The 11,408-nt window shown below is 62.4% G+C and carries 11 protein-coding genes; 6 read left to right on the top strand and 5 right to left on the bottom strand.

Going from position 1 to position 11,408, the window contains the following annotated elements:
* Nucleotides 1-16 precede the first annotated feature (16 nt).
* The gene (locus ND528_RS05185; RefSeq protein ID WP_016772854.1) at nucleotides 17-535 is read left to right on the top strand and encodes a glycine cleavage system protein R; all 519 of its coding nucleotides are present in this window, start codon (nucleotides 17-19) and stop codon (nucleotides 533-535) included.
* A 223-nt stretch (nucleotides 536-758) separates the two neighbouring features.
* On the opposite strand, the gene rarD is transcribed toward ND528_RS05185, so the two are convergent.
* The 5 genes from rarD to ND528_RS05160 all read right to left on the bottom strand — a co-directional run bounded on the left by rarD (nucleotide 759) and on the right by ND528_RS05160 (nucleotide 6,646).
* Nucleotides 759-1,646, bottom strand: a complete 888-nt coding sequence (gene rarD / locus ND528_RS05180; RefSeq protein WP_263469841.1) for an EamA family transporter RarD — start codon at nucleotides 1,644-1,646, stop codon at nucleotides 759-761.
* A gap of 204 nt (nucleotides 1,647-1,850) precedes the next feature.
* Nucleotides 1,851-2,825, bottom strand: a complete 975-nt coding sequence (locus ND528_RS05175; protein WP_039757662.1) for a serine/threonine protein kinase — start codon at nucleotides 2,823-2,825, stop codon at nucleotides 1,851-1,853.
* 164 nt (nucleotides 2,826-2,989) lie between these two features.
* On the bottom strand, nucleotides 2,990-4,891 hold the full coding sequence (locus ND528_RS05170) for a PhoX family protein (RefSeq protein ID WP_024014570.1): 1,902 nt from the start codon (nucleotides 4,889-4,891) through the stop codon (nucleotides 2,990-2,992).
* Between the two features lie 70 nt (nucleotides 4,892-4,961).
* Nucleotides 4,962-5,726: a TOBE domain-containing protein gene (locus ND528_RS05165; RefSeq protein ID WP_263469840.1), complete on the bottom strand. Its 765-nt coding sequence runs from the start codon at nucleotides 5,724-5,726 to the stop codon at nucleotides 4,962-4,964.
* A 185-nt stretch (nucleotides 5,727-5,911) separates the two neighbouring features.
* The gene (locus ND528_RS05160) at nucleotides 5,912-6,646 is read right to left on the bottom strand and encodes a ComF family protein (protein WP_263469839.1); all 735 of its coding nucleotides are present in this window, start codon (nucleotides 6,644-6,646) and stop codon (nucleotides 5,912-5,914) included.
* A gap of 91 nt (nucleotides 6,647-6,737) precedes the next feature.
* On the opposite strand from ND528_RS05160, the gene bioB reads away from it, so the two are divergent.
* The 5 genes from bioB to bioD all read left to right on the top strand — a co-directional run bounded on the left by bioB (nucleotide 6,738) and on the right by bioD (nucleotide 11,335).
* On the top strand, nucleotides 6,738-7,793 hold the full coding sequence (bioB, locus tag ND528_RS05155; protein WP_130911408.1) for a biotin synthase BioB: 1,056 nt from the start codon (nucleotides 6,738-6,740) through the stop codon (nucleotides 7,791-7,793).
* A gap of 160 nt (nucleotides 7,794-7,953) precedes the next feature.
* Nucleotides 7,954-9,132 (top strand): 8-amino-7-oxononanoate synthase, encoded by a 1,179-nt coding sequence (gene bioF, locus ND528_RS05150; protein ID WP_263469838.1) that lies wholly within the window; start codon nucleotides 7,954-7,956, stop codon nucleotides 9,130-9,132.
* On the top strand, nucleotides 9,125-9,856 hold the full coding sequence (locus ND528_RS05145; RefSeq protein WP_263469837.1) for an alpha/beta fold hydrolase: 732 nt from the start codon (nucleotides 9,125-9,127) through the stop codon (nucleotides 9,854-9,856). The genes bioF and ND528_RS05145 overlap by 8 nt, the downstream gene beginning before the upstream one ends.
* Nucleotides 9,849-10,658, top strand: a complete 810-nt coding sequence (gene bioC, locus ND528_RS05140; protein WP_263469836.1) for a malonyl-ACP O-methyltransferase BioC — start codon at nucleotides 9,849-9,851, stop codon at nucleotides 10,656-10,658. Before ND528_RS05145 ends, bioC begins: the two co-directional genes overlap by 8 nt.
* Nucleotides 10,655-11,335: a dethiobiotin synthase gene (gene bioD / locus ND528_RS05135; protein ID WP_016772864.1), complete on the top strand. Its 681-nt coding sequence runs from the start codon at nucleotides 10,655-10,657 to the stop codon at nucleotides 11,333-11,335. Before bioC ends, bioD begins: the two co-directional genes overlap by 4 nt.
* The last annotated feature ends 73 nt before the right edge of the window (nucleotides 11,336-11,408 follow it).

The following is an 11,408-nucleotide window of genomic DNA, read 5'->3' as shown; positions in this document are numbered from 1 at the left end:
ACAAGAGGGCTGCGCCATGGACCATCTCGTACTCACCGTTTTCGCCCCGGACAAGCCCGGGCAGGTCGAGCGCATCGCCCAATGCATTGCCGAGCACGGCGGCAACTGGCTGGAAAGCCGCATGTCACGCATGGCCGGACAGTTCGCCGGGATTCTGCGCGTGGGTGTGCCGGCGGAGGCTTACGACGAACTGGTCGATGCCCTGCAAGCGCTGTCGGCCCATGGCATTCGGGTACTGATTGCCGAAAGCGGAGTGGAGCAGTCCTGCACGTGGAAACCGATCGCCATGGAACTGGTCGGCAATGACCGGCCGGGTATCGTCCGCGATATCACTCGGCTGTTGAGCGAGCAGGGTGTGAACCTGGAGCGGCTGGTAACTGAGGTGCGCCCGGCGCCGATGAGCAGCGAGCCGCTGTTTCACGCCGAGGCGATTCTCGCGGTACCACTGACGCTGTCGCTGGATGTGTTGCAGGCGCGCCTGGAAACCCTGGCCGATGATCTGATGGTCGAACTGGTGTTACGCACAGAGGTTTAAGCGCAGACAGGGTTATTCAGGTTTAACGTGCACCTGCCTGTGGATAACCTGTAGAGACAGACCGCCACGCCACGCCGGCCGGGGCTTTGCGCCCTTTGATCAAAAAACCGCCAACATTCAGTGACTTGCGCACAAACGGCGGGGATCACGCTGTGGATAAGCTTGGGAAGGAACGATGCAGGCCACGAGGACCGTGGCCTGCGGAGCTTTGTGCGTTTTTTGATCAGGTGCGCCGGCGCAAACTTATCCACGCATCGACGCTGTACACCGCCAGACCAGCCCAGATAAACATGAACGCAACCAGCGTGCTGGACGACAAATGCTCGCCAAACAGCAGCACGGCTTGCAGCAACACCAGCGTCGGCGCGATGTATTGCAGGAAGCCGATGGTGGTGTAGGGCAAGTGGCGGGTGGCGGCGTTGAAACACACCAGCGGCACCAGTGTCACCGGGCCGGCGGCCACCAGCCACCAGGCTTCGGAGGTGGTCCAGAAGGCCGGCTGCACACTCGTCGCAGTCTGATTGAACAGCAACCATGCAATCGCGATCGGCACCAGCATCCAGGTCTCCACCACCAGCCCCGGCAGCGCTTTGACCGGCGCCTGCTTGCGGATCAGGCCGTAGAAACCGAAGGTCAGCGCCAGCGCCAGCGACACCCACGGCAGACTGCCGACCTGCCACACCTGCTGCGCCACGCCGATGGCAGCCAGCCCGACCGCGACCCACTGCATGCGCCGCAGCCGCTCGCCGAGAAGCACCATGCCCAACAGCACGTTGACCAGCGGATTGATGTAGTAACCCAGACTCGCCTCGAGCATGCGGCCGTTGTTCACCGACCACACGTAGGTCAGCCAGTTGGCCGCGATCAGCGTGCCGCTCAGCGCCAGAATCGCCAGGCGTTTTGGATTGTCGAGCAGCTCGCGCAGCCAGCCCGGGTGTTTCCACACCATCAGCAGCAACGCACCGAACAGCGCCGACCACAGCACCCGGTGGATGATGATCTCGACGGCCGGGACTTCGGCGATGGCTTTGAAATAGATCGGGAACAGGCCCCAGATGATGTAGGCGCTCAGGCCCAGAATGTACCCGCGACGCGGGTTGGCGGCTTGCATGCAGAATCCTTGCTCAGGCAGCTGACAAAGGAGGGATTGTAAGGAGATTTGTCCGCAAATGTCGTAGACCAATGTTCAAAGAATTGTGAACAGCGATCTTGTGGGAGCGAGCCTGCTCGCGAAGGCGGTCTGACATTCAACATCGATGTTGCCTGAAATGACGTCTTCGCGAGCAGGCTCGCTCCCACAGGGTTCAGGTTTGAATCAGAAGAGTTTCAGCGGTTCTTCATTCAGTGCCGCCAACTGCTCACGCAACGCCAGCACCTGGTCGCCCCAATACCGCTCCGTGCCAAACCACGGAAAGCTGTGCGGGAACGCCGGGTCGTCCCAGCGCCGCGCCAGCCAGGCGCTGTAGTGCATCAGGCGCAGTGCGCGCAACGGTTCGATCAGCGCCAGCTCGCGCGGGTCGAAATCATGGAATTCGTTGTAGCCGTCCATCAGTTCCGACAACTGCCCCAGACACTCCTGGCGATCGCCGGCGAGCATCATCCAGATGTCCTGCACCGCCGGGCCCATGCGGCAGTCGTCGAGGTCGACGATGTGGAACATCTCGTCGCGGCACATCATGTTGCCGGGGTGGCAGTCGCCGTGCATGCGGATGTTCTGGTGCGGCGTGGCAGCGTAGACATCTTCGACGCGTTTGAGCAGGTCGCGGGCAACCGACTCGTAAGCCGGCAGCAGGCTCTTGGGAATGAAATTGCCTTCGAGCAAAGTGTTCAGCGAGGCATGGCCGAAGTTCTGCACGGCGAGGGCTTCGCGGTGCTCGAACGGCTTGGTGCCGCCCACCGCATGCATGCGCCCAAGCAACTGGCCGAGGCGATACAGTTGATCAAGATTGCCCGGCTCCGGCGCACGGCCACCACGACGCGGGAACAGGGTGAAGCGGAAACCGGCGTGCTCATGCAGGGTTTCGCCGTTGTGGATCAGCGGCGCTACCACCGGGATGTCGATGTCGGCCAGTTCGAAAGTGAACTGGTGCTCTTCGAGGATGGCCTCGTTGGTCCAGCGCTGCGGACGATAGAACTTGGCAATCAGCGGCTCGGAGTCTTCGATACCGACCTGATACACACGGTTTTCGTAGCTGTTGAGCGCCAGAATGCGCGCGTCGCTGAGGAAACCGATGCTTTCAACGGCATCCAGGACGAGATCGGGGGTGAGGGTTTCAAACGGGTGGGCCATGCTGACTCCTGCGCGCAGCAGGCTGCTGCGTCCGGCTCGGCATGGTAGCGCAGATGGCGGCGCGAAGGGTGTTGGTGTCTGCCCGGGCCTCTTCGCGAGCAGGCTCGCTCCCACCTTGGAATGCGATTCCCTGTGGGAGCGAGCCTGCTCGCGAGAGCGGTTTATCAGGCGCCGACAATCCCGCCGTCTTCGCGAGTAATCGCCATCACCGAAGACCTTGGCTTGCCATTGGGCAGATGCTCGGGGAAGGTCGAACCGCCGTTCTCGCCGGGATGCTGGATGCCGACAAACAGGGTCTTCTGATCCGGCGAGAAGCTGATCCCGGTCACTTCACAACCCACCGGCCCGACCATGAAACGGCGAATCTCACCGGTCGCAGGATCGGCGCAGAGCATCTGGTTGTTGCCCATCCCGGCGAAGTCGCCAGCGTTGCTCGAGTCGCCGTCGGTGAGAATCCACAGGCGTCCGGCCTTGTCGAAACCCAGACCGTCGGGACTGTTGAACATGTTCTGCGGGGTGATGTTGGATGAGCCACCCTTCGGCGTCCCGGCATGCACGCCCGGGTTGCCGGCGACCACAAACAGATCCCAGGCAAACGTCTTCGAGGCGTGATCGTTGCGGTCGGTGCGCCAGCGCAGAATCTGCCCGTAAACGTTCTTCTCGCGCGGGTTCGGCCCGCCCACCGGTTGGCCGTCCTCGCCGCGCTTTGCGTTGTTGGTCAGGGTGCAATAAACCTGGCCGTCCTTGGGACTGACAACGATCCACTCCGGTCGATCCATGCGTGTTGCGCCGACGACGCTGGCGGCAAGGCGCGCGTGGATCAGCACTTCTGCCTGATCGGCAAACCCGCTGCTGGCGTCGATGCCGTTCTTGCCGTGGGTCAGCTCGATCCACTGGCCCTGGCCTTTCGGGTGATCAGGGTTGCCGTCGCCGGCGTCGAATTTGGCCACATACAACGTGCCGTGATCGAGGATGTCGCGGTTGGCTTTCTGATTGCGATGGTTGATGCGGTCGCGGCTGACGAATTTGTAAATGAACTCGCCACGCTCGTCGTCACCCATGTACACCACAGCGCGACCATCGTCGGTCTCGGCCAGCGCGGCGTTTTCATGCTTGAAGCGGCCCAGCGCGGTGCGTTTGACCGGAGTCGATTGCGGGTCGAACGGATCGATCTCGACCACCCAGCCGTGACGGTTGAGTTCGTTGGGGTTCTTGGCCATGTCGAAGCGCGGGTCGTGCGGGTGCCAGTTGATGTCTTTGCTGCTGGCGACAACGCCGTAGCGCTTTTGCGCCGCATCGAATTGCTGCTGGGCGTTGCTGCTGCCGAAGCAGTCGGTGAAGTTTTCTTCGCAGGTCAGGTAGGTGCCCCACGGTGTCTTGCCGTTGGCGCAGTTCTGGAAGGTGCCGAGGACTTTTTTGCCGTGCTTGTCGGCGGCGGTTTTCATCAAGTCGTGGCCGCGGGCCGGACCGCTGATGCGCAGCGGCGAGTTACCGTGAATGCGACGGTTGTAGCGCGAGCCCTGGACGAACTGCCACTGGCCGTTCTTGCGCTGCACTTCGATCACCGACACGCCTTCGCAGGCCAATGCCTTGCGCACATCCTCAGCCGACTGCGGCATGCCGCCATGCGGATACAGGTAGCGATAGTTGGTGTATTCGTTGTTGATCGCCATCAGCGCGCGGTTCTTGTCGTCCGGGAAGGCGAACAGGCTCATGCCGTCATTGTTGTCGCCGAACTGCACTTCCTGTGCGGCAGCGGTGCCGTTACCGCTCGGATCGAAGGCCGGGCCGTTCTTGTGCAACGGCTGGCCCCAACTGATCAGCACCGAAGACTTGTAGCCCTTGGGCAGGCTGATGGCGTCGGTGGTCGCCGCCGGAATGCTCTCGAAACCGAGCAGGCGGCTGTTGCCGGCGCTGACGCTGGCGGCCATGACGCTGCGGCTCAGCAGGTTGCCGCCGAGGAACATCGCCGCCCCGCACAACGCGCCGGCGCTGATGAAACCGCGACGGCTGAGGCCGACCATTTTTTCCAGATCAGTGGATTGGTTTTCTTCTAATAGGCTCACATCAGGCTCCCTGCTTGGTTATGGGCAACACCTTAATGCGGGTCGATGACGCTTTTGTGGCAAGGGCGAATCAGAGCGGCGTGCCGATCAGCACGTTGGACGGCGCACATTGCACCTGCACCGCAGACCCCACGCCGAGTTGCTGGTTGCGCAAGTGCAGCGGTTCGGCCAAGGCGCAAAGTGTCTGGCCGTTGGGCAGGGAAATGCGCACCTCGCTGGGGCCGTCCTCGGCATCGAGGATGGCTTCGATGGTGCCGCGCAGGACATTGTGTCCGGGCGTGGCCGGCTGATCGGTGCCGAGCAGTTCAAGCCAGCCAGCCTTGATCAGCGCCATCACTTCGGTACCGATCTGCAATTCCAGATGCACGGTGCTGTCGTGGGTGATCTGTGCCTCCAGAGCAATGCCTTCTGCCAGTTCGAGGCGGATCAGATCGTTGCGCCCCTGCGCCTGAATGGCCGCGACCGTGCCATGCAGCTGATTGCGCGCGCTGGTCCTGAGCATCAGCCGCCCGAGCAGGTCGAGATCACTGGCGTCTTCGGCCGCTTCCAACACCTGTGCCTGCAACGCCTGCAATTTCTGATACAGGCGCAGCACTCGCTCGCCCTCGCTGGACAGTCTGGCGCCGCCGCCGCCCTTGCCGCCCACCACGCGCTCGACCAAGGGTTTCTGCGCCAGGTTGTTCAGCTCATCGATCGCATCCCACGCTGCCTTGTAACTGAGCCCCGCACTCTTCGCCGCACGGGTGATCGAACCCTGCTCGGCGATGTGTTGCAGCAGGGCAATGCGCTGCGGGCGGCGGACAATGTGCTGGGAGAGCAGGGTGGGCAGGGACATGGCAGAACGCTTCTGGCTCGGGCGATGAGAGGGACGTTGGCCACTTGCAACGCGCGAGTCAAGCCTGACGCCGAGCCCCTGTGGGAGCGAGCCTGCTCGCGAAAGCGGTTTGACCAACCACAGCTTTGTTGAATGTGACGCCCATTCGCGAGCAGGCTCGCTCCCACATGAGATCTGTATTCGCTTCAGGTACCGGGCTTCGGCGTCCGGGCCAGGCAATACACATCAACCCGCGCCGCACCTGCATTCATCAACAACCGCGCCAGCGCCTGAGCGGTCGCGCCGGTGGTCAAGACGTCGTCAACCAGCGCGAAATGGCGGCCGCTTACCTCTGCATCAGGCGCCAGCGCAAAGGCATTGCGCAAATTGCGTTTGCGCGCCTTGGCATCGAGATCCTGCTGGGCATCGGTGTCCATGACTCGCCTTAGAAGCTGTTCTTCACAGGGCAAATCCAGCGACACACTCAACCAGCGCGCGAGCATCGCCGCTTGATTGAATCCTCGCCGACGCAGTCGTTTATTCGCCAACGGCACCGGTAGCAACACATCGGGTCGCGGCAAGTCCTCGGCGAAGCGATGCTGCAGGTATTGGCCGAGAACGTCGGCGAGCAGGTGACCAAACGGCCATTTTGCGTTGTGTTTAAAGCGTGTAATCAGACTGTCAACGGGGAAGCCATAAACCCACGGCACGGCGACCTGCTCGAAGGCCGGAGGCTCTAGCAGGCACTCGCCGCAAGTCAGGCCATCCGCCGCCAGCGGCAAAGCGCAGCTCTGACAATGGCTGCCGAGCCAGGGCAATTCGGTTTCGCAGGACTCGCACATTGGCATTTGTGCTTCTGCGGGCTCATCGCACAGCAAACAGGTCTGTACGTTTTTTAAACAGATGTAAACCTGTCCTTGGTATTGCGGTTGACAGCGCATCACTCTTCCTTAAATATGCCGAACATCCGTGTAGCGCCTGTGGATATTCCATTTCCCCCGGCGCCAGCCAAGCATAACCAAGGAATTGCCCATGAGCGCGAGCACCACTGCCACCCTGCGTCACGATTGGTCTCTGGCCGAAGTCAAAGCACTCTTCGTACAGCCATTCAACGACTTGCTGTTCCAGGCGCAAACGGTGCACCGCGCACATTTCAACGCCAACCGCGTGCAGGTCTCGACGCTGCTGTCGATCAAGACCGGCGCCTGCCCGGAAGACTGCAAGTACTGCCCGCAGTCCGGGCACTACAACACCGGTCTGGAAAAAGAAAAGCTGATGGAAGTGCAGAAAGTCCTCGAAGAGGCGGCCCGCGCCAAAGCCATCGGTTCGACGCGATTCTGCATGGGCGCGGCGTGGAAACATCCGTCGGCCAAAGACATGCCGTATGTGTTGAAGATGGTTGAAGGGGTGAAAGCCTTGGGCCTGGAAACCTGCATGACCCTCGGCCGTCTCGATCAGGAGCAGACCGAAGCGCTGGCCAGGGCCGGTCTCGATTACTACAACCACAACCTCGACACCTCGCCGGAGTTCTACGGCAGCATCATCACCACTCGCACTTACAGCGAGCGTCTGCAGACGCTGGCCTACGTGCGTGAGTCGGGGATGAAAATCTGCTCCGGCGGCATTCTCGGCATGGGCGAATCGCTGGACGATCGCGCCAATCTGCTGATCCAGTTGGCCAACCTGCCCGAGCATCCGGAATCGGTGCCGATCAACATGCTGGTGAAAGTCGCCGGTACGCCGCTGGAAAACGCCGAAGACATCGATCCGTTCGACTTTATCCGCATGCTCGCCGTCGCGCGCATCCTCATGCCGCAATCTCACGTGCGCCTGTCCGCCGGTCGCGAAGCGATGAACGAGCAGATGCAGGCCCTGGCATTTTTCGCCGGCGCCAACTCGATTTTCTACGGCGACAAATTGCTCACCACCGCCAACCCGCAGGCAGACAAGGACATGCAGCTGTTCGCGCGCCTCGGTATCCAGCCGGAGGCTCGCGAAGAGCATTCCGATGAGGTTCATCAAGCTGCGATCGAGCAGGCGCTGGTGGAGCAGAAGAGTAGCGAGCAGTTCTACAACGCTGCGGTGTAATAAACCGCGCGGATTGCGCTGAAGGAATGCAAAACCCCTGTGGGAGCGAGCCTGCTCGCGAAAGCGGTTTGGCCGCCAACATCCATGTTGGATGTGACGCCCATTCGCGAGCAGGCTCGCTCCCACAGGGGATCTGTGTCATTTGAAAATCGAGGCCTGCATGTCTTTCGATCTCGCCGCACGCCTTGCTGCCCGCCGTGCCGACAACCTCTACCGGCAGCGTCCGCTGCTCGAATCGCCGCAAGGGCCGGAAGTGGTGGTGGACGGCCAACCGTTGCTCGCTTTCTGCAACAACGACTATCTGGGCCTGGCCAATCATCCGCAGGTGATCGAAGCCTGGCGCGCCGGTGCCGAGCGTTGGGGGGTCGGCGGTGGCGCGTCGCATCTGGTGATCGGCCACAGCAGCCCGCATCACGCGCTGGAAGAAGCACTCGCCGATCTGACCGGGCGCCCACGTGCGCTGCTGTTCACCACCGGCTACATGGCCAACCTCGGCACGGTCACCGCGCTGGTCGGGCAGGGCGATACGGTGCTGGAAGACCGGCTCAATCACGCCTCGTTGCTGGACGCGGGCCTGTTGTCCGGCGCGCGTTTCAATCGCTATCTGCACAACGACGCCGAGAGTCTGGCCAAGCGCCTGGAGAAAGCCACTGGCAACACGCTGGTGGTGACCGATGGTGTATTCAGCATGGACGGTGACATCTCCGACCTGCCGGCGCTGGCCCGCGCGGCCAAGGCCAGAGGCGCGTGGCTGATGGTCGACGACGCGCATGGCTTTGGCCCGCTGGGCGCCAACGGTGGCGGCATCGTCGAGCATTTCGGCCTGAGCCAGGACGATGTGCCGGTGCTGGTCGGTACCCTCGGCAAAGCCTTCGGCACCGCCGGGGCCTTTGTCGCTGGCAGCGAAGAGTTGATCGAAAGCCTGATCCAGTTCGCCCGCCCGTACATCTACACCACCAGCCAACCGCCGGCGCTGGCCTGCGCGACGCTGAAAAGCCTCGAGCTGCTGCGCAGCGAGCACTGGCGCCGTGAGCACTTGCAGATGCTGATCCGCCAGTTCCGCCACGGCGCCGAGCAGATCGGGCTGGAGCTGATGGACAGCTTCACGCCGATCCAGCCGATCATGATCGGCGATGCCGGGCGCGCCGTGCGGTTGTCGCAGATGCTGCGCGAGCGCGGGCTGATGGTCACTGCGATTCGCCCGCCAACCGTGCCTGCCGGGAGCGCGCGCCTTCGCGTCACGCTGACCGCCGCCCACAGCGAAGCTCAAGTGCAACAGTTGCTGGAAGGATTGGCAGATTGTTTCGCCCGATTGTCGTTGGAGCCAAGCCATGCGTAATCGTCTGATTCTGCTGCCCGGCTGGGGCCTCGGCGTGTCGCCGCTGGAACCGCTGGCCGCAGCATTGCGTGGCCTCGACGAACATCTGCAAGTCGAGATCGAACCGCTGCCGGAGCTGGATTCCGCTGACCTTGAAGACTGGCTCGATGAACTCGATGCGCGAATTCCACAGGAAGTCTGGCTCGGTGGCTGGTCGCTGGGCGGGATGCTCGCCTCTGAGTTGGCGGCACGACGCGGTGAGGCGTGCTGCGGTGTGCTGACGCTGGCGAGCAACCCGGCGTTTGTCGCCCATGAGCAATGGCCGACCTCGATGCCCGGCGAGACTTTCGATGCATTTCTTGGCGGTTGCCAGGCCGATCCGCGTGTCACGCTCAAGCGCTTCGCTTTGTTATGTGCGCAAGGTTCGCCAGACCCGCGTGGCTTGTCGCGGTTGCTGCTCGGTGGTGCGCCGGCAGCCGCGCCGACTGCGCTGATGGCGGGTCTGGAGCTGCTTGCGCAACTGGATACGCGCCAGGCGTTGCAGGGGTTTCGCGGCCCGCAGTTGCATCTGTTCGGCGGTCAGGACGCTCTGGTCCCGGCGGAAGCGGCCGGCGCATTGTTCGCGCTGTTGCCGGATATCGAAATTGGTCTGATCGAACAGGCCAGCCATGCTTTTCTGCTGGAAGACCCGCATGGAGTCGCGGGCGCGATCCAGGCTTTTCTACATGAGTGCGCTGATGACTGACCTGTCCCTTGTGCTGCCTGGGGGCTTGCCCGACAAGCGCCAGGTGGCGGCGTCTTTTTCTCGCGCGGCGGCCAGTTACGACAGCGTCGCCGAGTTTCAGCGTGACGTCGGCACGCAGCTGCTTGAGCGTTTGCCTGGGAGTTTCATGCCGTCGCGGTGGCTCGATCTCGGTTGCGGCACTGGCTATTTCACCCGCGCGCTGGCCTCGCGTTTCACCCAGGGCAGCGGTGTCGCGCTGGACATCGCCGAGGGCATGCTCAATCACGCACGGCCGTTGGGTGGCGCTGAGCATTTCATTGCTGGCGATGCCGAACGGCTGCCGTTGCAGGATGCGAGCGTCGATCTGATTTTCTCCAGTCTCGCGGTGCAGTGGTGCGCCGACTTCCAGGCGGTGCTCAGCGAAGCCTTGCGCGTGCTGAAACCGGGCGGGATTTTTGCCTTTGCTAGTCTGTGTACAGGAACGTTGTTCGAGTTGCGTGAGAGTTGGCAGCAGGTCGACGGGTTGGTGCACGTCAATCGCTTCCGCGAGTTCGCCCGCTATGAACAGTTATGTGCCGGCAGTGGCATGCGCATTTTGGCGCTGGAGAATCAGCCGCACGTGTTGCATTACCCGGATGTGCGCAGCCTGACTCACGAGCTGAAGGCATTGGGCGCGCACAATCTGAATCCCGGGCGGCCGGGCGGTTTGACCGGACGGGCGCGGATTCTCGGGCTGATCGACGCGTATGAGCGCTTCCGTCAGGTGTCGGGGCTGCCGGCAACCTATCAGGTGGTGTACGCCGTGTTGGAGAAACCTCTATGAGCGCAGCCTATTTCATCACCGGAACCGATACCGATGTTGGCAAAACCACCGTCGCTGCCGGATTGCTCCATGCGGCGCGGTCGGCAGGCTTGAGCACGGCAGCAGGCAAACCGGTGGCTTCCGGGTGCGACGTCACGCCCAAAGGCTTGCGTAATTCCGATGCCTTGGCGCTGCTGGCCGAATGTTCGTTGCCGCTGACTTATCAACAGGTCAACCCGGTGGCGTTCGAGCCAGCGATCGCGCCGCACCTGGCGGCGCGCGAAGCGGGAGTGGCGCTGACGGTGCAATCGCTGCTGGCGCCGATGCGCGGGATTCTCGCGATGAACGCCGACTTCACCCTGATCGAAGGCGCGGGCGGCTGGCGAGTGCCGTTGGCGGATCAGGACAATCTCTCGGACCTGGCGATTGCGCTGAAGCTGCCGGTGATTCTGGTGGTGGGCGTGAGGCTGGGTTGTATCAGTCATGCGTTGCTGACCGCCGAGGCGATTGCCCGCGATGGTCTGCAATTGGCTGGATGGGTGGCCAATATTATCGATCCGAAAACTTCGCGGCTGGAGGAAAACCTTGCGACCCTGGCCGAGCGCATTCCCGCGCCGTGCCTGGGCCGGGTACCGAAACTCAAGGCGTTGAGCGCCGAAGCGGTGGCCGAGCATTTGCAACTGGATTTGCTCGATTAAGTTTCTCGCTATGAACGGGCACTGTGCCATTAGTGTTTTTGACGGGTGTTTTGCTGGCGCGTTTGCTTCAATG

The sequence above is a fragment of the Pseudomonas mercuritolerans genome, from assembly GCF_025706525.1.
In the GTDB taxonomy this organism is placed as follows: domain Bacteria; phylum Pseudomonadota; class Gammaproteobacteria; order Pseudomonadales; family Pseudomonadaceae; genus Aquipseudomonas; species Aquipseudomonas mercuritolerans.
The sequence above is the reverse complement of the archived record's forward strand: the minus strand, read 5'-3'. Positions and strand labels throughout refer to the sequence as shown.